Genomic DNA, 25763 nt, shown 5'->3' with positions numbered 1-25763 from the left:
CGCGAAAGCAGTGATTGAGCGACCATGGACTTTGATAGCCAACAAGAGCGCCTTTTAGAGGACGTCGTCAAGCTGGCGGCAGCCAGAAAGCGTGCCTTCAAGCCAGTGACCGTGCTTATCGACGGCCCTTCGGGTGCCGGAAAAACCTGGACTTCCGCCGCGCTGGCCGAGCGCACCAACTGGCGCGTGGTACACCTCGATGAGTTCTACCCCGGCTGGCACGGCCTAGACAAGGGCTCTGACATGGTGGCAGAACAGGTATTGCGCACCATGAATCCCGGCTATTGGCGCTGGGATTGGGAGGCGGACAGCCCTGGAGACTGGGCTAGCCTCGACGTGCGCGATGATCTCATCGTGGAAGGGGTGGGCTCCGTAACCCCGGCCAATATCGCAGCCGCAAAGGAGAGGGGAACGGTAGTTAGCGTGCTTATCGACGGCCCCCGGGACCAACGCCGCGAACGCGCCATCGCCCGCGAGCCCGACTACGAGCAGTGGTTTGAAACCTGGGAAGCACAGGAAAAGGACTACTTTGCCACCAAGGCTGCTGAGGCTGATTTAGTTTGGGAATGGTCCTAGCAGGAAGAAGGTGCCGATCGCGTTTTGTATAAAGCGTGATCGGTTTGCTAGTCTAAACGGCAGTTCACTATGCGTGCCTTGCTGGCGCCCGGTGAAGAGTCTGATCCTTAACAAGGCACCGACCTTGGGAAGAGTTCTGGACATGCGGCAGCGCCCCGGGAAAGAGCGCCCATTTTTGCATGTTTGGTTCTTTTCCTTCGGTATTGGTGCAATTCGACAGAAAGACTGTTAAATGCCAACTATTCAGCAGCTGGTCCGCAAGGGCCGCCACGATAAGCGTAAAGAGGTTTCCACCGCTGCGCTGAAGGGTTCCCCGCAGCGTCGCGGTGTATGCACCCGCGTGTACACCACCACTCCTAAGAAGCCGAACTCCGCACTGCGTAAGGTTGCTCGTGTTCGCCTGACCACCGGTATTGAGGTTTCCGCCTACATTCCGGGCGAGGGCCACAACCTGCAGGAGCACTCCATGGTCCTCGTTCGTGGCGGCCGTGTGAAGGACCTTCCTGGTGTTCGTTACAAGATCATCCGCGGCGCTCTGGATACCCAGGGTGTCAAGGACCGTAAGCAGGCACGTTCCCGTTACGGCGCAAAGAAGGGACAGTAATAAACAATGCGTAAGAATGCTGCTCCGAAGCGTCCTGTAGTCAAGGACCCGGTATACAACTCCGAGCAGGTAACCATGCTCGTCAACAAGATCCTCCAGGACGGCAAGAAGTCCACCGCAGAGCGTATCGTCTATGGTGCTCTCGAGGCTTGCCGCGAGAAGACCGGTACCGATCCGGTTGGCACCCTGGAGAAGGCACTGGGCAATATCCGCCCAGACCTTGAGGTTCGCTCCCGCCGTGTCGGTGGCGCTACCTACCAGGTGCCGGTTGAGGTTCGCCCTGACCGTGCAAACACCCTGGCACTGCGCTGGATGGTGACCTTCACCCGCCAGCGTCGCGAGAACTCCATGATTGAGCGTCTCGCAAACGAGATTCTGGATGCCTCCAACGGCCTCGGCGCTTCCGTTAAGCGTCGTGAGGATACTCACAAGATGGCTGAGGCTAACCGCGCCTTCGCTCACTACCGCTGGTAATTTCAGCACTCATTTCAATGGCCCAAGCAACGAGAAGAAAGTTTCGCGCTGGCTGCCGGCAGGTTTTCTCCGGCGGCGACACAAAACTACATATCTCTTGCTTGGGTCATTTTTTGCCCTAATGGGTGTGATTTCTGGGCGGTATGCCCGCCCGGTCCAGCGGCATCGTGGAGTGTCCAGTACACTGAAGCGATGGAAGTCTAGGGGCATGCGTGCACCTAGGACGGCCAATAGTGGCAAAAATTAAAAGACCTTATCCATGCAGGCGTCATAGCCAGAAACCTGGTCACGGCGTCGACGACTATTAAGTTGGGGTATAAACGTGGCACAAGAAGTGCTTAAGGATCTGAACAAGGTCCGCAACATCGGCATCATGGCCCACATCGATGCTGGTAAGACGACGACCACCGAGCGTATTCTCTTCTACACCGGTATCAACCGTAAGGTGGGCGAGACCCACGACGGTGCGTCCACTACTGACTGGATGGAGCAGGAGAAGGAACGCGGCATCACCATTACCTCCGCTGCCGTGACCTGCTTCTGGAATAACAACCAGATCAACATCATCGACACCCCGGGTCACGTTGACTTCACCGTTGAGGTTGAGCGTTCCCTGCGTGTTCTTGACGGCGCCGTCGCAGTCTTCGACGGTAAGGAAGGCGTTGAGCCGCAGTCCGAGCAGGTGTGGCGTCAGGCTGCTAAGTACGATGTTCCGCGTATCTGCTTCGTTAACAAGATGGACAAGCTGGGCGCTGACTTCTACTTCACCGTTCAGACCATCATTGACCGCTTGGGCGCTAAGCCGCTGGTTATGCAGCTGCCTATCGGCGCTGAGGATGACTTCGACGGCGTTGTCGACCTGCTGAATATGCAGGCAATCACCTGGCGTGGCAAGGTCGAGACCGGCGCTGAGCCTACCTACGAGGAAATCCCAGAGGACCTCAAGGACAAGGCGGAAGAATACCGCGAGAAGCTGGTTGAGACCGTTGCTGAGTCCGACGAAGAGCTCATGGAGAAGTACTTCGGCGGCGAGGAGCTGACCATTGACGAGCTCAAGGCCGGCATCCGTAAGCTCACCATCAACTCCGAGGTCTACCCGGTTTACTGCGGTACCGCCTACCGCAACAAGGGCGTGCAGCCACTGCTCGACGCTGTGGTTGACTTCCTGCCAAGCCCGCTGGACGTCGGCGAGGTTATCGGCCACGAGGTAGGAAACGAGGACAAGGAGCTTACCCGTAAGCCTTCCGTTGAGTCCCCGTTCTCCGCACTGGCATTCAAGATTGCTGCTCACCCGTTCTTTGGCCAGCTCACCTTCACCCGCGTCTACTCCGGCCAGGTCACCCCGGGTACCGAGGTTATGAACTCCACCAAGGGCAAGAAGGAGCGCATCGGTAAGCTCTTCCAGATGCACGCCAACAAGGAAAACCCTGTTGAGCAGGCAGACGCCGGTAACATTTATGCTGTTATCGGTCTGAAAGAGACCACCACAGGTGACACCCTGTGTGACAAGGATAACCAGATCATCCTCGAGTCCATGGACTTCCCGGATCCGGTTATCAAGGTTTCCATCGAGCCGAAGACCAAGGCTGACCAGGAGAAGCTGGGTACCGCTATCCAGAAGCTCGCAGCTGAGGACCCAACCTTCACCGTCGAGCTGGATGAGGAGACCGGCCAGACCGTTATCGGCGGCATGGGCGAGCTCCACCTCGACGTTCTTGTTGACCGCATGAAGCGCGAGTTCAAGGTTGAGGCGAACATCGGTAACCCGCAGGTTGCTTACCGTGAGACCATCCGTAAGAAGGTTGAGTCCATGGAGTATACCCACAAGAAGCAGACCGGTGGTTCCGGTCAGTTCGCAAAGGTTATCTGCACCATCGAGCCGTACAACCCGGACCCAGAGACCTTGGAAGAGGGCGAGTCCGCAACTTACGCATTCGAGAATGCCGTCACCGGTGGCCGCGTTCCGAAGGAATACATTCCTTCCGTTGACGCTGGTATCCAGGACGCAATGCAGTACGGCTACCTGGCAGGCTTCCCGATGGTTAACATCAAGGCCACCCTGGAAGACGGCGCTTACCACGACGTCGACTCCTCCGAGATGGCCTTCAAGCTGGCCGGCTCCCAGGTCTTCAAGGAAGCAATGGCCAAGGCAAAGCCAGTTCTGCTGGAGCCGATGATGGCCGTTGAGGTTGTCACCCCTGAGGAGTACATGGGCACCGTTAACGGTGACATCTCCTCCCGTCGTGGCCAGGTCTTCGCTATGGAGGACCGTTCCGGCGCGAAGGTCGTTAAGGCTAAGGTGCCGCTGTCCGAGATGTTCGGTTACATCGGTGACCTGCGTTCTTCCACCGCTGGCCGCGCAAACTTCACCATGGTCTTCGATTCCTACGCAGAGGTTCCATCCTCCGTTGCACAGGAGATCATCGAGGAGCGCACCGGCAGCGCTAACTAAGCAGTAGCCCCGCTCCACCCGCGGTTTGTCCGGGCTGGTAATCTTCGCCAGTAGATGCCAGACCCGCCGCGGAGCGGGACAACTGGGCCAGGGTAGCGGCGGGCTGAGTTTGCAGCTTAACCATCTAGGTTGTGAATTGAGCCGGCCGTTACCCTCCCAGGATCCTTTTTAGAAGATTCTTGTCGAGGGAAATGGCCGCGATATTTCGCGGGGTTACCTCCTATAACGGCGGTTTGAAAAAACCGTGGCATAAATCTAGGATCGTGTAACTGGCACGTAAAGAAAGCGTCATTAGCGCTTTGCCCCACATACTGTGGGTCGGGTGCCAATGACAACTGTCAACCACGTGGCTGCGAAGGTCGTAGCCACCATATAGTCCAGGAGGACATACAGTGGCAAAGGAGAAGTTCGAGCGTACGAAGCCGCATGTGAACATCGGCACCATCGGACACGTCGACCACGGCAAGACCACCACCACCGCAGCGATCACCAAGGTTCTGGCTGACCAGTACCCTGAGGAGAACCAGGCATTCGCGTTCGACATGATCGACAAGGCTCCTGAGGAGAAGGAGCGCGGTATTACCATCAACATCTCCCACGTTGAGTACTCCACCCCGAAGCGCCACTACGCACACGTTGACGCTCCGGGCCACGCCGACTACATCAAGAACATGATTACCGGCGCTGCTCAGATGGACGGCGCTATCCTGGTTGTTGCTGCAACCGATGGCCCGATGCCGCAGACCCGCGAGCACGTTCTGCTTGCTCGCCAGGTTGGCGTTCCTTACATCCTCGTTGCACTGAACAAGTGCGATATGGTTGATGATGAGGAAATCATCGAGCTCGTTGAGATGGAGATCCGTGAGCTGCTCGCAGAGCAGGACTACGATGAGGAAGCTCCTATCGTTCACATCTCCGCTCTGAAGGCTCTCGAGGGCGATGACAAGTGGGTACAGTCCGTCGTTGAACTGATGGAAGCCTGCGATAACGCTATCCCGGATCCGGAGCGCGCTACCGATCAGCCGTTCCTGATGCCTATCGAGGACATCTTCACCATTACCGGCCGCGGCACCGTTGTTACCGGCCGTGTTGAGCGTGGCCGTCTGAACGTCAACGAGGACGTTGAGATCATCGGTATCCAGGAGAAGTCCCAGACCACCACCGTTACCGGTATCGAGATGTTCCGCAAGATGATGGACTACACCGAGGCTGGCGACAACTGTGGTCTGCTTCTGCGTGGTACCAAGCGTGAGGACGTTGAGCGTGGCCAGGTTGTTATCAAGCCGGGCGCTTACACCCCGCACACCAAGTTCGAGGGTTCCGTCTACGTCCTGAAGAAGGAAGAGGGCGGCCGCCACACCCCGTTCATGAACAACTACCGTCCGCAGTTCTACTTCCGTACCACGGACGTTACCGGTGTTGTTCACCTGCCAGAGGGCACCGAGATGGTTATGCCTGGCGACAACGTTGAGATGTCCGTTGAGCTCATCCAGCCGGTCGCTATGGACGAGGGCCTGCGCTTCGCTATCCGCGAGGGCTCCCGCACCGTCGGCGCTGGCCGCGTTACCAAGGTTATCGACTAGTCGATACCCAGTAACCGCTCAGTAGAGCTATAAAAAATCCGCTTCACTTTCGGTGGGGCGGATTTTTTGATCCTTAACCCACTTTCTCCGCGATGCACGAGCGTCGGCAATAGCCGTTGCTGCCTTGGCCGGGCGGTGCTGGCCTATAAAAGAGGCCTCCCGCTGCATCCTGTTTGATTGATGCTGCGGGAGGCTTCAGCGCATTGCGCTTTTAGGTGTGCAGGGAGTTGCTACTTTTCCCAGCCGATGTCTTCCTTGGGGAGGATGGCGAAGCCGTTGGCACCGTAGTTGGCCAGACCCTTCTTTACGCCGACCATTTGCGGACCGTTGGCGAAGGGGAGGATACCGTAGTGGCCGAAGGCCTCCGATTCGAGCTCATTGACGCGGTCGATTTGTTCGTCCTGGGAAGGAAGCTTCTGCAGCTCTTCAATCTTCTTATCAAATTCCTTGGTGCCAGTGCTGGACATATTTAGTGTGGAATCGCTGGCGTAGTACTGGCCAAAGTAGGCGACTCCAAATGGATCGGAGGAAGCAATGGCGGACAGGAAGAGGTCGAAGTCTCGCTCAGAGGTTACCTTCGAGAACTCAGCAGAAGGGCGCTCTTCAATCTTGAGGTCAACGCCGACGTCCTTGAGCATCTTTTGAAGTGCGGCGGCAAGGGACTTGGATACCTCATCGTCGCCGATGAGGATATAGCGCAGGGATAGTTTTTCGCCGTCTTTAGCAAAGATTCCGTCATCACCTTGTTGATATCCGGCATCCTCGAGCAGCTTCTTGGATTGCTCGGGGTCGAACTTGATGACGTCCTTGATATTGTCCTTGTAGCCCTCCTGGGTGGAGTAGAGGGTAAGCGAGCCCGGCATCTCTTCTTCATAGCCCAGGCCGTTATAGCGGATCTCGGCCAGCTGATCGCGGTCGATGGCGGAGAAGACGGCGTGGTGCACATCCTCATCCTTGAGCTGTGGCGCCTTGGAATTGAGGGTGAGGATGACATTGGCAGGGCGCAATGCTGCGCGGATATCGATGTCCTCGCCCATTTCACCGGCAATGGTGAGGCTGTTCTTATCGGCCACGCCAGCCGCGTCGATTTCCACGGCCTGGAAGGCGTTGATGGTGGCCTGGGATTCCATGACGCGGAAGCTTACCTTCTTCATCTTTGGCTTATCGCCCCACCACTTTTCGTTCGGCACGAGGCTAAGGGTGCCACCCTTAAAGTCCACATTGTCCACCTTGAATGGGCCAGCGCCGTACTGCGGGTTCAGTTTGCCCAGGTAGGCCTTGTCAAACTTCTCTGGGCTATCAATAGCGGGGTGGAGCAGTTGATTGAAAAGACCCTGCCACCACGGGTAGGGGCCATCGAAGGTGATGACCACGTCCTTGTCGGTAGCTCCCTTTTCCACGGAGGTGATGCGCTCGTAGCCGTCGGTGGAGTTTACCTGGACGTCCTCGTCCTTGCCGTTGTTAAAACGCCAGGTATTCTCAAAGGCCTTCCAATCGATGGGCGTGCCGTCGTTGAAGGTGGCGTCTTTGTTGATCTTGTAGGTGACGACGGTGTTCTTGCCCTTCTTGTCTTCCTTGGCCTCGTCGATGTAGTCGGGGTTTGGGGTGTAGTTTCCCTCGCCGTCGTAAAGTGCCAGCTGTGGGTTGTACCAACCCCATACCGTGCGGGTATCGGTGACCATATTGGCATGGAAGGTGTTTTGCTGCTCGGTCAGTTCGCCGATGGGGAGGGTGAGTTCACCGTCGTCCTTGAGCTCGTCGCGGGATTTTTCGTTATAGTCGCCGGCTGGATTGACCTCGATGTCGAGGCCGCCTACGGCCTTATTAGAGCCTCCGCCCGAGTTGGCGGCACAGCCGGTGAGCGCGAGGGCTGCGGCGGAAAGGGTGGCTACGGTAGCGATCCGGAAGCGAGTGAACTTGTGCATAATCGGGTTCTCCTTGAGTGAGAGGAAAGTGAAAGATGTGGAAGCGGGGCAGCCGCCACATCCTTCTAGGTGTGAGGTCAACTATATAGAACGGTTGCTGTGCGGCGGGTCACTTTCGTGAAATTGGGGATGTATCGGCCGGATAGGGGTTGCGTCGCCTGCGGGCGGTCTCCGGATCTGGAATCGGAATAGCTTCCAGTAGCTTCTTGGTGTAATCCGCTTGGGGGTTTTCGAAGACCTCGTCGGTCGGCCCGGATTCCACAAATTGGCCCTTATACATGACGGCCAACCTATCGGAGAGGTGGCGCACCACCGAAAGATCATGGGCCACGAAGAGGTAGGACAGCCCCAGCCTTCTCTTCAGATCTTCAAGCAAGTTGATGACACCAGCCTGGATGGAGACATCGAGCGCGGAGACGGGTTCGTCCAACACCAAAACCGAGGGGTTGGTAGCCAGCGCGCGGGCAAGGCCGATGCGCTGGCGCTGCCCGCCGGAGAAGTGGCTAGGAAAGCGGTCAAGCTGGGAGGAATCAAGGCCGACCAGGCCCATGAGCTCATTGATGCGGGCGTCCACGTCGCCATCAAAGCCGAGGGAATTGAGAGGTTCGGCAATGACCTCGCGAACCGTAAGACGCGGGTTAAGCGAGCTCATCGGGTCCTGGAAGACAATTTGGATGTCCTTGCGGGCCGCGCGGCGCTGGGAGTTACTCATCCCGGCCGCGTCTTTCCCGTTGAGCACTACAGCGCCATGTTCGGGTTTGAGATCCATGATTTCCAGCAGGGTGGTGGTCTTGCCGCAGCCGGATTCGCCCACGATGGCCATGCATTCACCCTTGCGGATATCAAAGGTGAGACCGTCTACTGCCTTGACCGTTCCGACGCGGCGCTTGACCAGTGCGCCCTTGGTGAGCGGGAATTCTTTGCGCAGATCCGTGACTTCTAGGGTGGTGGGGCGCTCATCGCGGGGTATACCAGCCATGACATCATCGGCCAGCTGTGGCGGTTTGAACATGAGATCGCCGCCGATTTTGCGGTCGCGGATTTCGGGTGCGCGCAGGCAGGCGCTCTCGTGGCCCGGGGCATCGTCCAGCAGGCTCAGCGGTGGCTCGCCTTCGGAGCAGGCGGGTTGCGCCACGGGGCAGCGCGGGGCAAATTGGCAGCGCTGCTTGAGATCGACCAGCACTGGTGGGCTGCCCACGATGGGAGTGAGCGGTTCTTCGGCCGATACGTCAGGGCGCGGCGTGGAGCCGAGCAGGCCCACGGTATAAGGCATGCGGGGCTGGGAGAAGATGGTATCCACATCGCCGCGCTCCACGGGGCGGCCGGCGTACATGACCATGACATCATCGGCCGTTTCTGCCACCACGCCCATGTCATGGGTGATCATGATGGTCGCGGCGCCGGTTTCGCGCTGCGCGAGCTTGATGACGTCCAGGATCTGCGCCTGAATGGTCACATCCAATGCGGTCGTGGGCTCATCCGCGATGAGCACGCGCGGATTATTCGCAATCGCAATGGCAATAACCACGCGCTGGCGCATGCCGCCCGAGAACTCGTGTGGGAAGGACTTCAACCGCAGGTGCGGATCGGGGATGCCCACGAGATCGAGCAACTCCGTAGCCTCTTTGAGTGCCTGCTTTTTGCCGACGTCCCTATGGGCCTGGATTGCTTCCACTAACTGCGATCCAATATCGAAAACCGGGGTGAGCGCGGAGAGCGGGTCTTGGAAGATCATTCCAATGCCGTTGCCGCGGATCTCAGACATCTGCTTATCGCTCAGGCCAAGTAGCTCGCGGCCCTCGAATTTCACGGATCCAGTGATCTTTGCGTAGTCCGGCAACAGGCCCATGATGGACATGGAGGTTACTGATTTACCGGATCCGGATTCACCCACGATGCCGAGTGTGCGGCCAGGGTAGAGATCAAAATCTACGCCGCGGACCGCGGAGACGGATCCGGCCTCGGACGGGAAGTTAACGCGCAGGTCTTTAACGGACAAGACAGGCGAGGTCATGCTTTGCCTCCGGAATTCGAGTTGGGGTCGAGCGCATCGCGCAGGCCATCACCGATGAAGGCCATAGACACGGTGAGCAAGGTCAGGGTTGCGGCAGGGAAGTAGAACAGCCACGGGGAGGACTGCACAGCGGCGGTGCCGCCCTGCAGGAGGGTGCCAAGGGAGACGTCGGGAAGCTTGACGCCCAAGCCCAGGAAGGACAGGGCCGTCTCGGAGCCCACGGTGCCCACCACGCCGAAGACGAATTGGATGATAAGAAGCGAGCCAATATTTGGGATGACGTGGCGCACGATGGTCCGCAACTTGGAAACACCCATGTAGCTAGCTGCGCGGACATAGTCTTGCTCGCGCACCGTAAGTGCCAAAGACCAAATCACGCGGGCCTGGTACATCCAGCCAAAGACAATGAGGACTACGATGAGTAGCTTCCAGTCGCCACCAGAATCCGCTACCACCAGCGCAATGAGCAAGAAGGTAGGGATGGACAGCAAAAAGTGGATGACCGCCAGCACCGCCTTTTCGGCTACTCCGCCCCACAGGGCCGCGGCCGATCCGACAAAAGCGGAGATGACCAAGGTAGCCAGTGATACCACGATGGCGATGGTTAGCGACCTCCCTAAGCCGTGAATGGTCTGGGCGTAGAGGTCATTGCCGGTATCATTCGTGCCGAACCAGTGCTCGGGGCTCGGCGGCTCCGACAGGGCGAGGAAGTCCGGTTCGGTGTAGTCCCACTTGGCAAAGAAGCCGCCGAAGAGGGCTGCCAGCATCAAAAAGACCAGGATGATAAGGCCTAGGGTAGCGAGCTTATTGCGGAAGAAGCGGCGCAGGTAGAGCTTGTAACGCGAAGTGCCACGCGGCATCTGCTCTAAGGTGGCTACTTGCTCGGCCTCGGCCGGGGAGAAGGGGTCCCCCGTTGCGACCTCGCTGTGCGCGGTGATTTCCCCGCGCGGTTCCTGCTTGAAATAGTTGCGGTCTTTAGATGGGGTCATTTAACTCACCCTCACTCGTGGATCAAGCGCAACGACGACCACGTCCGCCAATACCGCGGAAATGGCTGTCGTGGCGGCGCCAAAGGCGGCGACGGCTGCTGCACCGTTGACGTCGTTCTTGCTAATGGTTTCGATGAAGTACTGGCCCATGCCGTTCCAGCCAAAGATGCGTTCAGTCATCACCGCACCGGTGAAAATACCCGGAATGGAAAAGGCTACCGAGGTAGCTACTGGAATGATGGAGGTGCGCAGCGCGTGCTTGCGAATGGCTTGCTGGCGGGTCAATCCCTTTGCGCGAGCGGTGCGTACATAGTCTGCATCCAAGTTATCCAGCAGCAAGGTGCGCTGGGTCATGTGATAGCTGGCGTAGCTAATGAAAACCAGCGAAATAGTGGGAAGAACCAAGTGCTGCGCGGAGTCCATTAGCTTGGGGAAGAAGCCTTCCACATCCAGCGAGTGGGAGCCGACGACATAGAAAATTTTCTTTCCGGTGAGCTCGTTGATTTTGAGCGCGCCCCACACCACAGCGATAGAAGCGACCACCACGTGGGTATTCATTGCGATGATGGAAATGCCCTGCCAGATGCGGTCGCCGGTCTTGTACTGGCGCGAAGCAGTATAAACACCCACGGCCACGCCGATGAGGATGGACAAAATAGTAGAAAGCAAGAGCAGCTGCGCGGAGACCCAGATGCGGTAGCTAATTTCTGAGTTCACCACCTCGCCCACTGGAGATTGGCCCCAGTCCCATTTGGTGAGGATATTGGTCAGCCACGTCCACCAGCGTTGCACTAGCGGGGTATCGGGGCTGAGGTTATAGGGCTCAAGAAGGTTATTGATTTCCTCCGCCGAAAGCGGCGGGCGGCGGCCGATGTAATTGGACCGTGGGTCCAGGAAGTTGGCCGCCAAGAGATAGGCGAGGTTGGTAGCCAAAAAGATCATGAGTAACCAGCCCAAGGTCTTTTTGATCAGATATTTAGTCATAGAGATTCTCCGTGCGTGGTTAAGCAGGAAACGGGATGTAAATGTGGTTCCAACGAGCGAATCGTTGTATGTGACCAATTTAATAAGCTGTTGCGCGGGGCACAATCGAATTAGCCCCGTGATATAAATCCCCTTTAAAGTGATAGGTATTGGCGGAGGTGGCGAGGTGGGAGAATAGTGCAATAAAGCGCCGATGAACAGGGGATATGGCGTTCGCGATTGTTGAACACTTATAGTATTTGTTTAATTGAATGAAATTAACTCGGGGGTGAATATCTTCGCCCGCGCCCCGACCGCTTGCCTGTCGCCGGCGCTGGGTAGTCTTGGCGGATATGGATGACCCCACCCGCATCGATCCCACTCTTGAGTCCCTCCGTCGCGCCTGGGAAGGCCAACCCGACCTCAGCCTCGCCACCTTCTTTGCCATGCTGGCTAATCGGGGCATCGGTTGGGGTGCGAGCGATGCGGAGCTGGTAGCGGAGTTGCAGCGACAAGCGGCCGTGCATCCACCGCTTCTGCCCTTGGATAACGGACGCATTGCGGAAGGGGAGTGGCTGGTGCTTGCCGACGCCCCCACTAACCGCATTACCGCCACCCCCACCCACGTCATCGTGCGCCGTCCACAAGCTCAACCCGTGGTATGGGCATATGATTCCATTCGCCCAACCGGGCCCGGCCGGCCTTTTACCATTCGTGATACAGAAGGCTTCGAGCACCGCTTTGGCGTGGTTACCAGCCTCATGCGGTTGAGCACTACGTGCCCAGACCTCAAGGGCCTGAAGCGACAGGAGTTAGGCGATTTCGTCTTTGTTCTTCGCTTCTCCGGGGCCATTGGCGTTCTTGACCATGGGTTACACCTATTTGCCAAGGAAAATCGCCGCGTTACTCGCCAGGATTATTCTTGGCAGCGAATAGAAAAATGCCGCCCCGGAGAGGAACTGGAAGTGATCCTCGGGGGCGGCGAATCGGCCCGTTTGGGGGCCATTGAAGAGGTCCTAGTGGCAGAGACCCCGAACCCGCTATTCGGATAGGTCCTTCAGAGGCCCAACCTTGCTGAATTGCAGTTTATAAATGGTGTCCAAATCCGCGTCCGGGAAAGCCGCGCGGAAATCGCGTTCATTGGTCTCCACGGCGCCAGTAAGGCGCTCCACCGGGGTATCCGGATTGGCCGTGACCGTGTACTGCAGGGTAGGGCGGGCACGGTCATAAGCCACGAGCCGCTCCACGTGCTCGACGCCCTTAATTCCATCCAGATCCTGGGCCACAGCACCGGCAATAGCGTTCATCGACGTCGTGATAGATCCCTTGTCATTAGACGATGCAGACTCCACGTTATTAAAGCGACGGTGGCGCAGGTTAGCTACCACGAGCCACAGGCCTACGATAAGCAGTAGTGCGGAACCACCGGCCAGCGCCCAGACCCACCAGTCATTGTCCGCCAACGTCTTCCACGCATCGTGGTCCACCCACAGGGCTAAGTACTTGGCAAACTCCACATTGAAGTGGATAAGGATGGGCCACACGCCCAAAGCGATGAGGATTATTCCCAGCAGGCCGAGCAGGATACGGTCAAAAGTAGCAAGTTTTCTAGACATTGTTATCCAACTCCGGAATCTTTTCTACAGCTACGGTGACCTGTGGCGGATTCTTTAAGTGCGCCAGGCACTGCGTAACCGCGGTCTCTACTCGGCCCTGCAGCTCGGCATCGTCGGTATCACCATTGACGGTGACCTTAGCGGTCTTTTTATCCGCTGAGGTCTGTGCGGAGGCAACGCCCGGCACGCGGCGAGCAGTCGCCGAAGATAGGCGAGCGATATCTACCGGCCGCATCCACATGGACGCGGTATCGGAAGCCAGCTGCAGGTGCGTTGTGCGGCGCGTCTTTAGCGTTGCAAATAGGAAGATAAGGCCGACGATGATGGATGCGACACCGGCCCAAATCATCCAGGTCTGCAGCTGTTCAGTGGCGATGAGGTTAAGTACTGGCTGTACCCACGATTGGGCATCGGAACCAGAACCTACAAGCCACGTCTCGCGCACGCCGACGATGCCCGCGACGATCAGAAGCAGCCCTAGAATCACAGCCCACGATCGCGCCGCTGGAGACGCCTTCGGCTGCTGCCCAAAGTTTTCAGGCATGTGCTGTTCAGCCATGGTTGCCTCCTTGTGGGCGGTAGGGGTTTATGGAAATGGCGCGCAACGGCTCCGGCCGTGGCACATCCACGTGCAGTGGGCGAGGGTTGGCCGGGGTGACCTCAATACGTTTGAGTGCTTGTGGTCGAGGGGCTTGTACCTTTCGCGCAGGAACGGACTTAGGGGTCTGCACGCGGCGCGGTGTCCACTCGTGGCGGATCTCGATATCACGCAGCGGCTGCGGCCGAGGAGCTGATACCTGTACTTTTCGCGACAGCGGGCGAACCTGTCCGCTGGGGACCAGCTTGGCTGGGCGCGGTGCCGCCACGCTGTGAACGTGTACCGGCTTAGGCTCTTTGAGAGGCCGCAGCGCATGTTCACCTGGGGAAGAGATTTCGCGCAGGTGGTGGTCAGGGAGATCAGCAGAGACACTGCGTACCTCAGCCTCGCGCGGAGTGTTTACGGACCGCACCGCGATGTCGGAGTCCGGGGCAGTGACGCTGCGCACCGGTGTTTTCTGCGGTGTGGCAATGCTGCGTACGTTGACCGACTCGGCAGTGACCGGCTGCCAGACCGGCGAGGGCGTGATGTGCGGCGCGACGGCAGCAGCAACCTGGCGCTGCTCCACTTCTGCCGCTGTTACCCGATTGCCCGGAACGGAACCGCCAACGGTGACATTAACGCGTGTAGTGGAATAACCGGTATGTGCCGCGATGGCTTCTGAAATGGCGGCGCGGGTATGCTCCGCCACCGTAGTAACCGGCGAGGGCCACACTACGCCGATAGTGGCGTTGACGGCCGCTACCTCGCGCTCCGAGTCCATTTGGACCGAGACCCGTGGAAAACCGCGGCCGCCGATGCCCGCTAGCTTGGCCTCTATGGCCTTGGTGCCGGGGACGCTAGCGATCGCGGCGGTAACGATGCGTTCCATGGTCCGCAGCGAGATACGCGTGTGGCCCTGAGTGGAACTATCTGTCATTAACCTTGGCCTTTCTCCTTACCGATGAGGCCATTCCACACCGAGGTGAGATCGATACGGCCATCAAAGTGTGCTCCCACGATTCCGCCAATGGCAGCAAGGAGTACGGCGAGCAGGGTCGGACCCCAACCTAGGTGCAAAAAGAAGGCAAGAATAAGGCCGGAAATGATGCCCAAAGTGGTGTAATTTTTCATATCTATTCCTTCGATGGAGCAGCGGATAAGCCATCCACGGCGTCAGAAAACTCAACGTCAATGCGCTGCAGTTCGGGACATGCCCCTCGTGCGGCGGACCGGATGTCTTCTGCCAAGGCATAAAGGTCCGGCGCCGCGCTGATATCGACGCGGATGTTGATCTGCAGGTGGCGATCGTCGCGCGGATTGGGTCGCCGCATACCGACGATGCGCTCGCCTGGGAGGTACAAACTCACCGAACCGAACGAACCGCCGTCGAGTGCAGCGACGCCGCGGACCTTCGTGACGGCCTGTGCAATAGCGTGGGCGTGGCTTACCTCGAGCTCGAAATGTGCTCGGGGCTCAGGCATTGGGCTTAGGCCTGACCCTGGTTCAAAGCAGCCTGGTCTTCAGACTCGGACTCATCTTTCGGCAGCTTGACATCGTGAACAACAACGTTGACGCGCTCGACACTCAGGCCAGTCATGCGCTCTACAGCATTCATGATGTTGCGGCGGATAGCCTCAGCGAGCTCGTGGATGGCCACGCCGTACTCAGCCGTAATTGCAATCTCGATGCGGGCGGAGCCTTCTGCTACCTCTACGTCTACGCCCTGGCGGACGTCCTCGGAAGCACCGAAAGACTCGCGAATATTGCCGATCATGCGGGCGCCGCCGCCGCCCAGGGAATCCACGCCGGAAACCTCGCGGGCTGCGATGCCGGCAATCTTGGAGACCACGACATCATCGATGGTGGTGGTACCGTACTGGGTTTCCAGGTTGTTATTGACCTCGCGCTCCTCGGAAGCGGGAACCTGGTTGTCAGAGTTTTGTGCAGGGGTCTTGTTTTCAGACATGGGCGAGTGAGCCTTTCTTTATTGGGTAATGCATGAACGCGATATTCAACTATCTAGGCAGGACAAAGAGTCCACAGCCATTGCCTCCGAGTTTAGATACTTCTCAGCCGAGTGTGGGGTGCGAGGCAACAAAATTTTCCAAAACGTGATTTTTGGCACGGTTTAATACGCGGCTTGAAAAACCGCAGCCCAACATGCTTAAATACAAAGGTTGCTTTAACAGGGCAGCGAGAACCGAGATGTGGTGCGAGCGACGGACGTCGTCAAGCGCAGTCTCGGGGAGACGCTGAGCTGGTAAAGCGAACATGACACCTTCGTTGTCGCCATGTTTCAGGGGAACTTGAAACATTGACTGGAAGGTCATTCGATCGGGCTAGGTCCGCGTTAGAGCAGTGACACCCCGAGAAGATGGACCGGAGAAGGGGCATGGCAAATAAACAGCGGCAGTAGACGAATTGGACACTCTCCACGTGTAATGCGTGAAAACCGTCCTCTTCACAATACTTTGACCACGGGTCTTGTACCCCGTCGAGAGCACTGCGTTCTGGCGCTTGCCATGTACCGCAACTCTTGGTCGTCATGACAGTCAGACCACTGGCGTTGTGTCAGGCCCCCAAGCCCGGACAACGTTATAGAGAAATCGAGAAGCAATTTCCCACCGCTTCACGCCCCGGAAACGCCGGGAATGTGAAAGTGGGGAAGCGAGGAAGAGGATAAGCGTGGCGGGACAAAAAATCCGCATTCGGCTGAAGGCCTATGACCACGAGGCTATCGACGCTTCTGCAAAGAAGATCGTCGAGACCGTTACCCGTACCGGTGCTCGTGTAGTCGGCCCAGTGCCGCTCCCAACCGAGAAGAACGTATACGCAGTTATTCGTTCTCCGCACAAGTACAAGGACTCTCGCGAGCACTTCGAGATGCGCACTCACAAGCGCCTGATCGACATTCTCGACCCAACCCCGAAGACCGTTGATGCTCTTATGCGCATCGATCTTCCGGCAAGCGTCGACGTGAACATCCAGTAAGCGACTTTGGTGGAGAACAAATAATGAGTGAAAACGAGATCAAGGGCATTCTGGGCAAGAAGCTCGGCATGACCCAGGTCTTCGACGAGGACAACCGCGTTGTACCGGTTACCGTCGTCGAGGCAGGGCCATGCGTTGTCACCCAGATTCGCACCCCCGAAACCGATGGCTACAGCGCCATCCAGATCGCCTTTGGCGAAATCGACCCACGCAAGGCAAATAAGCCGGTTGGTGGTCACTTCAAGAAGGCTGGCGTAACCCCACGCCGTCACGTTGCGGAAATCCGCATGGACGACACCTCTGCTTATGAGGTTGGCCAAGAGGTCAAGGTTGACATCTTCGAGGGCATCACCTTCGTTGACGTCACCGGCAAGACCAAGGGCCACGGCTACGCTGGTGCCATGAAGCGCCACGGCTTCGCAGGCCAGGGCGCAGCTCACGGTAACCAGGCCGCTCACCGCCGCGTTGGTGGCATCGGCGGCGCTGCTACCCCGGGCCGCGTCTTCAAGGGCAAGCGCATGGCTGGCCGTATGGGCCAGGACCGCGTGACCACCCAGAACCTGAAGATTCAGAAAATCTATGCCGAGTCCAACCTGCTGCTCATCAAGGGTGCTATCCCTGGTGCGCGCGGCGGCCTCGTCACCGTTAAGACCGCAGTGAAGGGCGGTGCACACGCATGAGCAACCTCAAGCTAGACGTCCACACTTCCGAGGGTAAGACCAACGGCTCTGTAGACCTGCCTGCTGAAATCTTTGACACCGAGGCATCCATTGCTCTGATGCACCAGGTTGTTAACGCTCAGCTTGCTGCTGCACGCCAGGGCACCCACGCAACCAAGACCCGCGGCGATGTCCGCGGTGGTGGTCGCAAGCCTTTCCGTCAGAAGGGCACCGGCCGTGCACGCCAGGGCTCCATCCGCGCACCGCATTACACCGGTGGCGGCACCGTCCATGGCCCACAGCCGCGCGACTACGCACAGCGCACCCCTAAGAAGATGATCAAGGCTGCTCTCTTCGGTGCACTGTCTGACCGTGCTCGCAACGAGCGCATCCACGTCATCGAAGAGCTCGTACCGGGCCAGAAGCCGTCCACCAAGTCGGCTAAGGCCTTCCTCGAGTCCCTGACCGAGCGCAAGAACGTGCTCCTGGTCATCGGCCGCGAGGACATCAACGCTCGTCGTAGCGCTAATAACCTGCCTAACGTTCAGATCCTGGACGCTGGCCAGCTCAACACCTACGACGTTCTCTACTCCGATGACGTTGTGTTCTCCGTTGAGGCGCTACACACCTTCATCAACCGCGCAACCGGCGCGGATAAGGAGGAGAACTAATGGCTAAGATTTCTAACCCACGCGATATCATCATCGCCCCGGTTGTATCCGAGAAGTCCTACGGTCTGATGGAGCAGAACGTGTACACGTTCTACGTCTCCACGGACTCCAATAAGTCCCAGATTAAAGATGCCGTAGAGCAGATCTTTGACGTCAAGGTCGACTCCGTGAACACCGTGAACCGTGCAGGCAAGCGTAAGCGCACCCGCACCGGTTACGGCCAGCGTAAGTCCACCAAGCGTGCATATGTGACGCTCCGTGAAGGCAGCGACTCCATCGACGTCTTCGGCGGCGGCGCTTAAGCGTCACCGGAGAGCCGAAAGGAAAAGGAAGAATTATGGCTATTCGTAAGTACAAGCCGACAACTCCGGGTCGCCGCGCATCCTCCGTTTCTGAGTTTGACGAGATCACTCGTTCTACTCCGGAGAAGTCCCTGCTGCGCCCGCTGAGCAAGACTGGTGGCCGTAACAACTACGGCCGCATCACCACCCGCCATATCGGCGGTGGCCACAAGCGCCGTTACCGTCTGATCGACTTCCGTCGTAACGACAAGGACGGCATCCCGGCAAAGGTCGCTCACATCGAGTACGACCCGAACCGCACCGCAAACATTGCACTGCTTCACTACGTTGATGGCGAAAAGCGCTACATCATCGCCCCTAAGGGTCTGAAGCAGGGCACCATCGTAGAGTCCGGCCCGAATGCAGATATCAAGGTTGGCAACAACCTGCCTCTGCGTAATATCCCGACCGGTTCTACCATCCACGCTGTTGAGCTCAAGCCGGGTGCTGGCGCTAAGCTGGCTCGCTCCGCTGGTGCTTCCATTCAGCTGCTGGGTAAGGAAGGCAAGTACGCAGTTCTGCGTATGCCGTCTTCCGAAATCCGCCGTGTGGATATCCGCTGCCGCGCCACCGTTGGTGAGGTTGGCAATGCCGAGCAGATGAACATCCGCTGGGGCAAGGCCGGCCGTATGCGTTGGAAGGGCGTTCGCCCGACCGTCCGCGGTGTCGTAATGAACCCGGTTGACCACCCACACGGTGGTGGTGAGGGTAAGACCTCGGGTGGTCGCCACCCTGTGTCCCCATGGGGCCACAAGGAGGGTCGCACCCGCAACCCGAACCGTTACTCCAACAACATGATCGTGCGCCGTCGTCGCCCGAACAAGAAGCGCTAAGAGGAGGTAAACAATGCCACGCAGCCTTAAGAAGGGCCCGTTCGTCGATGAGCACCTCCTCAACAAGGTGGATGCTCAGAACGATGCAGGCACCAAGCAGGTCATCAAGACCTGGTCTCGCCGCTCGACCATTCTCCCCGATTTCATCGGTCACACCTTCGCCGTCCACGACGGCCGCAAGCACGTGCCGGTTTTCATCGAGGACTCCATGGTCGGCCACAAGCTGGGCGAGTTTGCACCAACCAAGACCTTTAAGGGTCACGTCAAGGATGACAAGAAGGGACGTCGATAAGCGATGAGTGAGACCATCACCTCCGCATCCGCCACGGCCCGCTACGTCCGCGTCACCCCGATGAAGGCACGTCGCGTGCTCGATCTGGTCCGCGGCAAGTCCGTAAGCGAAGCCCTGGCTATCCTGAAGTACGCACCGCAGGGTGCTTCCAAGCCAGTTGCTAAGGTCGTTGCTTCTGCAGCCGCTAACGCTGAGAACAACTTCGGCCTCGACCCACGTACCCTGGTCATCTCCGAGGCTTTTGCCAACGAGGGTCCGACCATGCGTCGTTTCCAGCCGCGTGCACAGGGTCGTGCATTCATGATTCGTAAGCGCACCAGCCACATCACCGTGGTGGTCGAAAGCCAGCAGGAAGGGGCCAAGTAATGGGCCAGAAGATCCATCCTCACGGCCTACGTTTGGGCATCACTTCCGACTGGAAGACCCACTGGTTCGCCGATAAGGACTACGCGAACTACGTAGCCGAAGACATCAAGATTCGTAACTACCTCAACAAGGGCCTCGAGCGCGCCGGCATTGCCGACGTCGTTATCGAGCGCACCCGCGACCGCGTCCGCGTCGACATTCACACCGCCCGCCCGGGCATCGTGATTGGCCGCCGCGGTGCTGAGGCTGACCGTATCCGCCGCGAGCTGGAAAAGCTCACCGGCAAGATGGTTGCCCTCAACATCCTCGAGGTCAAGCAGGTAGACGCAAACGCAACCCTGGTTGCTCACTCCATCGCGGAGCAGCTGGTTAACCGCGTCGCATTCCGTCGTGCAATGCGCAAGGCTATCCAGTCCGCTATGCGCCAGCCACAGGTCAAGGGCATCAAGATTCTGCTGTCCGGCCGCCTGGGTGGTGCTGAAATGTCCCGCGTTGAGCGCTACCACGAGGGTCGCGTTCCGCTGCACACTCTTCGCGCCGAAATCGATTACGGCACCGCAGAGGCCCACACCACCTTCGGCCGCATTGGCATCAAGGTGTGGATCTATAAGGGTGACGTCGTCGGTGGCGTACGCGAGTCCGAACTGAACGCTCCGGCACAGGGCCGTGGCCGTGACCGCAATGGTCGCTCCCGCCGCGGTGGCCAGCGCCGCCAGCGTGCACAGCAGAAGCAGGAGGGCTAATCCATGCTGATTCCTAAGCGTGTTAAGTACCGCCGTCAGCACCGCCCGAACCGTCGCGGCGTGTCCAAGGGCGGTAACCGCATCAACTTCGGCGATTACGCTATCCAGGCTCTCGAGCCGGCGTACATCACCAACCGTCAGATTGAGGCCGCACGTATTGCCATCAACCGCCACGTCAAGCGTGGTGGCAAGGTGTGGATCAACATCTTCCCGGACCGTCCGTTGACCCAGAAGCCGCTCGGCGTTCGTATGGGTTCCGGTAAGGGCCCGGTTGAGAAGTGGGTGGCTAACGTTAAGCCGGGCCGCGTACTTTTCGAGATGAGCTATCCGAACGATGCCGTTGCAATTGAGGCTCTGCGCCGCGCTGGCCAGAAGCTTCCTTGCAAGGTCCGTATCATCAAGAAGGAGGACCAGTTCTAATGGCAACCGGTACCCCCGCCCACGAGTTCCGTGAGCTCGACAATGCTGAGCTGCAGTCCCGCCTGAAGGATGCGAAGGAAGAACTGTTCAACCTTCGCTTCCAGAAGGCCACCGGCCAGCTGACCAACAACCGCCGCATCGGCACGGTTAAGCGCGACATTGCCCGCATCTACACCGTTCTGCGCGAGCGCGAGCTGGGCCTGTCCGTTGCTCCGGGAGCTGAGGCTTAATCATGAGTGAGGCTAACGTGACTGATTCCAAGAAGGCACCTACTCCGAAGAAGGAGAAGGTCAAGGGCGCTCCTAAGGTTCGCACCGGCTATGTAGTATCCGACAAGATGAACAAGACCATCGTTGTCGAGCTGGAAGACCGCAAGCAGCACGCCCTGTACGGCAAGATCATGCGTTCTAACAAGAAGGTTAAGGCGCACGACGAGGAAGAAACCGCAGGCATCGGCGATCTCGTACGCATCGCTGAGACCCGCCCGCTGTCCAAGGACAAGCACTTCCGTCTCGTTGAGATCATCGAGAAGGCTAAGTAAAAACTAGCCAGCGCAGCCCCTGCTCCGAATCTAATGGTTCGGGGTAGGGGCCTTCGCCGTTTTCGGGCTTAGCTACGGTCGGGCCCTTCCATAAAACCAGTAGGGAACCCACGTGACGTCGGTGGTATCCAGGCCCCACTCATTCACCGCGAGGCCTCGTACGCTCTTTGCTAGCTCCCCCTCGCCGGAAGCCCACACGTACCCTGGCCCCGGCGCACGGGCATAGTCCGCTCTTAGAGCGGCTACGACAGCATCCGCCTCCTGACGCGGTTGGGTATGAATGATGCGCAGGCTGCGGACGCTTGTCTCCCACCGAGTTGCAAGGCCCGGCTCTACCTCGTCCTCGCTGGTTACCACGGCCATAACGTCGGTGGCTCGAAGCATCGCCGGGTTATGGTTTTCTTGGTAGGCCAAGATGTGCCGCAGGGCGGGCAGGGCGGATGCATCGGCGACTAGAAGTTGTGCCGACTCGGTTGGTCGCCACAAGTCGTTGCACGTAAAGAATCCCGCCGTATCGCCGGCTCGTGCGCGGCGAATCCACCGCGAGCCAGGTCCGGAATCGCCGTGGGTGACCACGTCGACATCGACTGTGGCCTCTTCTGAATGGAGCGCGCGGATGGTATACCAGCGCAGGTCCGGACGCCTCTCCTCGCAAATCGCGCTTACCGCCGAGCGGAGGTTTATGCCGTCGACGGGGAAGGGCCTAAATTCCTGTCCGGCTTGTGGCATGACGAGTCCAAAGAATTCATCGGGTCCGGAGAGGGTGTATGTCCGGAATGCCTCGGCATAAAACGTCAGGCGGTGCAGGCGCGGCCGGATCCGTTTATTATCGGTCAGAATAACGGGGATGAGTTCGTGTTGACGCATCGTGGCGGATTGTGGGGAAGAGTTCATGCGTCTAATATACTCATAATAAACTAAGGCTTGCCTAAATTACTCTTTGCGGTATAGGCTAAGCAAAGTTATTTTCCTCCTTCTTGAAAGGGCTAGCCTGGTGAAGATTTTCGGCCGTCGTAGTTTGGGTGCAGTAGCAGTGCTTTCTGCCGGAGCCGTAGCCTTAGGAGGCTGCTCCCGCGGTGAAGGCGATGAAACGGCTAAGGCTACTGACGCTTCCAGCGAGCAGCGGGTGGCTAGCCTGGGCCTGGGTGACGCCGATACGCTGCTTGCCCTGGGGATCACTCCCGTGGCGGTGGCACCGTGGGGTGCTGAGGGCGATGGCGATCCCTCCGGCGTCGGCCCCTGGGCAGATAAGCTTTTGGGCGATGCAAAGCCTGAGGTGATTTATAACACCGCAACCGGATTCACCGCGGATACCTTTGAGCAGATCACCGCGGCAGATCCCACCCAGATCATTGCGGTGAACCAGGCCGTGGATGCGCATACGAAGGAATCCCTGGAAGACATCGCGCCTACCACCGTCAAGCCAGATGGCTATGAAGACTGGCAGGTGCCCTGGGAAAAGCAGGTAGAAACCATTGCAGACGCGGTGGGTAAGGAAGACGAAGGCGATAAGCTTATCGATGACACCGAAAAGGCCTTCGAGGAATTCCGCCGCGAGCACACGGAATTGCAGGATAAATCTGCGGCCATCGTCATGCCTTATGACGGCAAAATCGGCCTCTACACCGAGGAGGACGGGCGCGGACAATTCATCGAGGATCTTGGCATGGAGATCCCCGATGCCTTGCAGGGCGATGGCAGCAGCTTCTTCGTTGACATTGCCCCAGAAAATTACGCAAAACTTAACCAGGTTGATTACCTCTTTGTCCTGGACTACAACGGTTCCTCCGAAGCCTTGAAGAAGGATAAGACCTTCCAAGGCCTCGACGTTGTCAAGGATGGTCGCGTGCGCTACCTGGATACGGATACCGGTAATGCCATGAGTATGCCGAACCCGGTGACCATCCCCTGGGCAGTAGATAAGTTTGAAGAGAAGCTGTAATTGTCAGCAACCACGAAAGTCGGCCAAAAAATCCAGACGGATAACACCGCAGATAGTCCTACCGCCACCGGCGCCGCCGCACCGGTAATGACGCGGGCACAGAGTCACAAGCTGCTCCTTGTTGCCCTCATCCTCGCCAGCCTGGTGTTGGCGGTGGCGTCCTTGACGCTAGGATCCCGCTCGATTCCGCCCGGGAAGGTCATCGCCGCCCTGCACGGAGCAGGGGAGCAGGATATCCACGATATCGTGTGGAACCTGCGCATGCCGCGCACCTTCCTGGCTTATTTCGCCGGCGCGGCCCTTGCTGTGGCCGGTGTACTGGCGCAATCGTGGACCAGAAACCCGCTGGCGGATCCAGGGTTTATTGGCGTTACCGCGGGTGCGTCATTCTTTGTTGCCATAGGCACGGCCATCGGCATTGCTACCTCCACCGGTATGCGGACTACCCTCGCGCTCGCTGGCGCGGGTATTACCACGCTGCTGGTCTTAGCCGTATCGCGGCGGTTTCAGGATCCTCTGACGCTCGTTCTGGTAGGTGCCGGCGTCTCCGCCGCCTTGGGATCGGGCGCGATGATCATCGGCCTTTATTCCACGGACGTCCTCGATAGCATGCGGCGGTGGACCATCGGATCCACCTTTGGCCGCGGCCCAGAAGACGTCGCGATCGCGGGCATAGGGCTTGTTATCGGCCTAGCGTGCGCGGCGATGGCAGCCAGACCCCTCGACCTTTTGGCTATGGGGGAGGAGTCCTCCCTCGCCTTGGGCGGGTCCCCCACCACCGCGCGGGTGGGCGCGGCGCTCAGCGTCGTGGTGCTGGCCGGCAGTGCAACGGCGGCAACGGGGCCCATTGCCTTCGTCGGCTTTGCCATTCCTCACATCGTGCGGCGGGTGGTGGGCCCTAGCGTTGCTACCATGCTTTTGCCCTCCGCGCTCTTAGGTGGTTGTGCCGTGCTTGCCGCCGATATCATCGGCCGCCTCATTGTGGGTAACTCGGAGCTGGAGATGTCCATCGTCCTCGCGGTAGTGGGCGCACCCTTCCTCATTTGGGGTGCCCACCGAGGAATGGGCAGAACGTGGGGGTAAAACGCATGACCACGATCAGCACAATTTTAACAGCGCAGCAACGCCGTCGGCACGCGCGCGTGCTCGCTTCCACGTTGGCATTTATCCTTATCGCCCTTATCGCGTACTTAGTATTGTTGGGGCAAGGTTCCGTGGAACTGAGCCCACGGCAAGTCATCGATGTCCTCACCGGCGGCGGCAGCGAGAGCCACATCAGGGTGGTGTGGGACTTGCGCCTGCCGGTTGCTATCGCCACCGTCATCGTGGGCACCGCCCTCGGTCTGGCCGGTTCTTGGACGCAAACCATGGCCCGCAACCCGCTCGCCTCGCCGGATATTTTAGGCGTTACCGGCGGGGCATCGGTGCTGGTGGTCCTGGGCACCGTGCATTCGCGCCCCAGTTTCGCTGAGGGCATCCCGGAGTTTTGGTGGCGGGCATGCTTGGCGACGATCGGCGCCCTCCTCGTTGTCCTCCTCCTCGCCACCCTTGGTGGCATCGGTACGAGCAACCGCATCGTCATCGTCGGTATTGCCTTATCGCTGCTGTTTCAGGCCATCGTGGCGTATTTGATGCGCAGCGCCCAGGTCCTGCGCGCTGCGGAGGCGCAAACGTGGCTTGCGGGATCGACTGGATTTGTGCGCATGGAGGTCATCCTCCCTCTGCTGGCGGCATTAGCGCCGTTTCTCGCTATAGGCATCTGGTGCGCGCGGGAATTGCCGTTGCTTGCCCATGATGATTCCTCCGCAACCACCCTGGGCGTGAATATCTCCCGCCAGCGCTCTCTTCTGCTTATCGCGGCAACCGGTATCAGCGCCGTGGTGGTCTCGGTGGTGGGACCCATTGGGTTTATCGCGCTGCTAGCGCCGCACCTGGCGCGGATGGTGGCGCGCACCCCCACGCCATCGCCGCTGGCGTCGGCAGCCGCGGGCGCGGCGTTGCTTACCGTGTGCGCCGTCATCGCTGGCGCTATCCCGGTAAACGCGCCGGTGGGTGCGGTTTCCTCGGTCATCGGCGGCTGCGCCTTGGTGATAGTGGTGTGGAATGCGGCCGGGCGCAGCTAAACGTTGCGCCGCGGCACAGCGGGGGAAACGGACAAACACAGCGCCGGATGGTGCTAGATAGTCGT

General features: G+C 58.8%; 31 protein-coding genes. 20 read left to right on the top strand and 11 right to left on the bottom strand.

The annotated features are described in order from the left end of the window. The first annotated feature begins 24 nt into the window (after positions 1-24). The 5 genes from MHK05_RS02740 to tuf all read left to right on the top strand — a co-directional run bounded on the left by MHK05_RS02740 (position 25) and on the right by tuf (position 5689). On the top strand, positions 25-576 hold the full coding sequence (locus MHK05_RS02740) for a nucleoside/nucleotide kinase family protein (protein ID WP_023027806.1): 552 nt from the start codon (positions 25-27) through the stop codon (positions 574-576). A gap of 232 nt (positions 577-808) precedes the next feature. Beyond that, positions 809-1180 carry a 30S ribosomal protein S12 gene (gene rpsL, locus MHK05_RS02735; RefSeq protein ID WP_005322866.1) on the top strand — a complete coding sequence of 124 codons (372 nt, stop codon included), beginning with the start codon at positions 809-811 and terminating at the stop codon, positions 1178-1180. A 6-nt stretch (positions 1181-1186) separates the two neighbouring features. After that, positions 1187-1654: a 30S ribosomal protein S7 gene (gene rpsG / locus MHK05_RS02730; RefSeq protein ID WP_005322865.1), complete on the top strand. Its 468-nt coding sequence runs from the start codon at positions 1187-1189 to the stop codon at positions 1652-1654. Between the two features lie 322 nt (positions 1655-1976). Next, on the top strand, positions 1977-4106 hold the full coding sequence (gene fusA / locus MHK05_RS02725) for an elongation factor G (RefSeq protein WP_023020537.1): 2130 nt from the start codon (positions 1977-1979) through the stop codon (positions 4104-4106). 392 nt (positions 4107-4498) lie between these two features. Next, positions 4499-5689 (top strand): elongation factor Tu, encoded by a 1191-nt coding sequence (gene tuf / locus MHK05_RS02720; protein ID WP_023020538.1) that lies wholly within the window; start codon positions 4499-4501, stop codon positions 5687-5689. 230 nt (positions 5690-5919) lie between these two features. Here the strand turns inward: tuf and MHK05_RS02715 are convergent, their stop codons facing one another. The 4 genes from MHK05_RS02715 to MHK05_RS02700 form a co-directional block, all read right to left on the bottom strand. Beyond that, the gene (locus MHK05_RS02715; RefSeq protein WP_239204669.1) at positions 5920-7614 is read right to left on the bottom strand and encodes an ABC transporter family substrate-binding protein; all 1695 of its coding nucleotides are present in this window, start codon (positions 7612-7614) and stop codon (positions 5920-5922) included. 109 nt (positions 7615-7723) lie between these two features. After that, entirely contained in the window at positions 7724-9628 is a 1905-nt protein-coding gene (locus tag MHK05_RS02710) for a dipeptide ABC transporter ATP-binding protein (protein WP_239204667.1), read from the bottom strand. After that, on the bottom strand, positions 9625-10617 hold the full coding sequence (locus MHK05_RS02705) for an ABC transporter permease (RefSeq protein ID WP_239204665.1): 993 nt from the start codon (positions 10615-10617) through the stop codon (positions 9625-9627). Before MHK05_RS02705 ends, MHK05_RS02710 begins: the two co-directional genes overlap by 4 nt. After that, the gene (locus tag MHK05_RS02700) at positions 10618-11601 is read right to left on the bottom strand and encodes an ABC transporter permease (protein ID WP_239204663.1); all 984 of its coding nucleotides are present in this window, start codon (positions 11599-11601) and stop codon (positions 10618-10620) included. A gap of 332 nt (positions 11602-11933) precedes the next feature. Between MHK05_RS02700 and MHK05_RS02695 the strand changes: the two genes are divergently transcribed. Next, positions 11934-12632 (top strand): hypothetical protein, encoded by a 699-nt coding sequence (locus MHK05_RS02695; RefSeq protein WP_023020542.1) that lies wholly within the window; start codon positions 11934-11936, stop codon positions 12630-12632. On the opposite strand, the gene amaP is transcribed toward MHK05_RS02695, so the two are convergent. The 6 genes from amaP to MHK05_RS02665 are packed head-to-tail and all read right to left on the bottom strand — an operon-like array spanning position 12621 to position 15742. Continuing rightward, a complete protein-coding gene (amaP, locus tag MHK05_RS02690; RefSeq protein WP_023020543.1) occupies positions 12621-13196 on the bottom strand; it encodes an alkaline shock response membrane anchor protein AmaP in 576 nt (191 codons plus the stop codon). The two genes, MHK05_RS02695 and amaP, sit on opposite strands and share 12 nt — an antisense overlap. Next, positions 13189-13755, bottom strand: coding sequence for a DUF6286 domain-containing protein (locus MHK05_RS02685; protein ID WP_239204661.1), 567 nt, complete (start codon positions 13753-13755; stop codon positions 13189-13191). The genes amaP and MHK05_RS02685 overlap by 8 nt, the downstream gene beginning before the upstream one ends. Further along, a complete protein-coding gene (locus MHK05_RS02680; protein WP_023020545.1) occupies positions 13748-14713 on the bottom strand; it encodes an Asp23/Gls24 family envelope stress response protein in 966 nt (321 codons plus the stop codon). The genes MHK05_RS02685 and MHK05_RS02680 overlap by 8 nt, the downstream gene beginning before the upstream one ends. Then, positions 14713-14907 (bottom strand): DUF2273 domain-containing protein, encoded by a 195-nt coding sequence (locus MHK05_RS02675; protein ID WP_023020546.1) that lies wholly within the window; start codon positions 14905-14907, stop codon positions 14713-14715. The genes MHK05_RS02680 and MHK05_RS02675 overlap by 1 nt, the downstream gene beginning before the upstream one ends. A 2-nt stretch (positions 14908-14909) precedes the next feature. Then, the gene (locus MHK05_RS02670) at positions 14910-15257 is read right to left on the bottom strand and encodes a hypothetical protein (protein ID WP_239204659.1); all 348 of its coding nucleotides are present in this window, start codon (positions 15255-15257) and stop codon (positions 14910-14912) included. 5 nt (positions 15258-15262) lie between these two features. Next, a complete protein-coding gene (locus MHK05_RS02665) occupies positions 15263-15742 on the bottom strand; it encodes an Asp23/Gls24 family envelope stress response protein (protein WP_023020548.1) in 480 nt (159 codons plus the stop codon). A 719-nt stretch (positions 15743-16461) separates the two neighbouring features. Between MHK05_RS02665 and rpsJ the strand changes: the two genes are divergently transcribed. The 11 genes from rpsJ to rpsQ are packed head-to-tail and all read left to right on the top strand — an operon-like array spanning position 16462 to position 21633. Next, positions 16462-16767, top strand: a complete 306-nt coding sequence (gene rpsJ / locus MHK05_RS02660) for a 30S ribosomal protein S10 (protein WP_003848085.1) — start codon at positions 16462-16464, stop codon at positions 16765-16767. Positions 16768-16790: 23 nt separating this feature from the next. Beyond that, positions 16791-17447, top strand: a complete 657-nt coding sequence (gene rplC / locus MHK05_RS02655; RefSeq protein ID WP_239204657.1) for a 50S ribosomal protein L3 — start codon at positions 16791-16793, stop codon at positions 17445-17447. Then, positions 17444-18097 (top strand): 50S ribosomal protein L4, encoded by a 654-nt coding sequence (gene rplD / locus MHK05_RS02650; RefSeq protein WP_005322847.1) that lies wholly within the window; start codon positions 17444-17446, stop codon positions 18095-18097. Before rplC ends, rplD begins: the two co-directional genes overlap by 4 nt. After that, complete coding sequence (rplW, locus tag MHK05_RS02645) at positions 18097-18399, top strand: 50S ribosomal protein L23 (RefSeq protein ID WP_023020550.1); 303 nt, start codon at positions 18097-18099, stop codon at positions 18397-18399. The genes rplD and rplW overlap by 1 nt, the downstream gene beginning before the upstream one ends. Before the next feature lie 35 nt (positions 18400-18434). Beyond that, positions 18435-19271: a 50S ribosomal protein L2 gene (rplB, locus tag MHK05_RS02640; RefSeq protein ID WP_023020551.1), complete on the top strand. Its 837-nt coding sequence runs from the start codon at positions 18435-18437 to the stop codon at positions 19269-19271. 13 nt (positions 19272-19284) lie between these two features. Then, entirely contained in the window at positions 19285-19563 is a 279-nt protein-coding gene (gene rpsS / locus MHK05_RS02635; RefSeq protein WP_005276936.1) for a 30S ribosomal protein S19, read from the top strand. Between the two features lie 3 nt (positions 19564-19566). After that, positions 19567-19929 carry a 50S ribosomal protein L22 gene (rplV, locus tag MHK05_RS02630; RefSeq protein WP_239204655.1) on the top strand — a complete coding sequence of 121 codons (363 nt, stop codon included), beginning with the start codon at positions 19567-19569 and terminating at the stop codon, positions 19927-19929. Then, positions 19929-20672 carry a 30S ribosomal protein S3 gene (rpsC, locus tag MHK05_RS02625; protein ID WP_023027807.1) on the top strand — a complete coding sequence of 248 codons (744 nt, stop codon included), beginning with the start codon at positions 19929-19931 and terminating at the stop codon, positions 20670-20672. Before rplV ends, rpsC begins: the two co-directional genes overlap by 1 nt. 3 nt (positions 20673-20675) lie before the next feature. After that, on the top strand, positions 20676-21092 hold the full coding sequence (gene rplP / locus MHK05_RS02620; protein WP_023020553.1) for a 50S ribosomal protein L16: 417 nt from the start codon (positions 20676-20678) through the stop codon (positions 21090-21092). Next, a complete protein-coding gene (rpmC, locus tag MHK05_RS02615) occupies positions 21092-21322 on the top strand; it encodes a 50S ribosomal protein L29 (RefSeq protein WP_005322842.1) in 231 nt (76 codons plus the stop codon). The genes rplP and rpmC overlap by 1 nt, the downstream gene beginning before the upstream one ends. Positions 21323-21324: 2 nt before the next feature. Then, positions 21325-21633, top strand: coding sequence for a 30S ribosomal protein S17 (gene rpsQ / locus MHK05_RS02610; protein ID WP_023020554.1), 309 nt, complete (start codon positions 21325-21327; stop codon positions 21631-21633). A 72-nt stretch (positions 21634-21705) separates the two neighbouring features. Here the strand turns inward: rpsQ and MHK05_RS02605 are convergent, their stop codons facing one another. Continuing rightward, positions 21706-22527: a siderophore-interacting protein gene (locus MHK05_RS02605; protein WP_239204653.1), complete on the bottom strand. Its 822-nt coding sequence runs from the start codon at positions 22525-22527 to the stop codon at positions 21706-21708. A gap of 100 nt (positions 22528-22627) precedes the next feature. On the opposite strand from MHK05_RS02605, the gene MHK05_RS02600 reads away from it, so the two are divergent. The 3 genes from MHK05_RS02600 to MHK05_RS02590 are packed head-to-tail and all read left to right on the top strand — an operon-like array spanning position 22628 to position 25698. Further along, on the top strand, positions 22628-23575 hold the full coding sequence (locus MHK05_RS02600; RefSeq protein ID WP_023020556.1) for an ABC transporter substrate-binding protein: 948 nt from the start codon (positions 22628-22630) through the stop codon (positions 23573-23575). Next, positions 23576-24658, top strand: a complete 1083-nt coding sequence (locus MHK05_RS02595) for a FecCD family ABC transporter permease (RefSeq protein ID WP_239204651.1) — start codon at positions 23576-23578, stop codon at positions 24656-24658. Positions 24659-24663: 5 nt separating this feature from the next. Further along, the gene (locus MHK05_RS02590; RefSeq protein WP_239204649.1) at positions 24664-25698 is read left to right on the top strand and encodes a FecCD family ABC transporter permease; all 1035 of its coding nucleotides are present in this window, start codon (positions 24664-24666) and stop codon (positions 25696-25698) included. Positions 25699-25763: the final 65 nt, after the last annotated feature.

The sequence above is a fragment of the Corynebacterium nasorum genome (assembly GCF_022347325.1).
GTDB classification, from domain to species: Bacteria; Actinomycetota; Actinomycetes; order Mycobacteriales; family Mycobacteriaceae; genus Corynebacterium; species Corynebacterium kefirresidentii.
The sequence above is the reverse complement of the archived record's forward strand: the minus strand, read 5'-3'. Positions and strand labels throughout refer to the sequence as shown.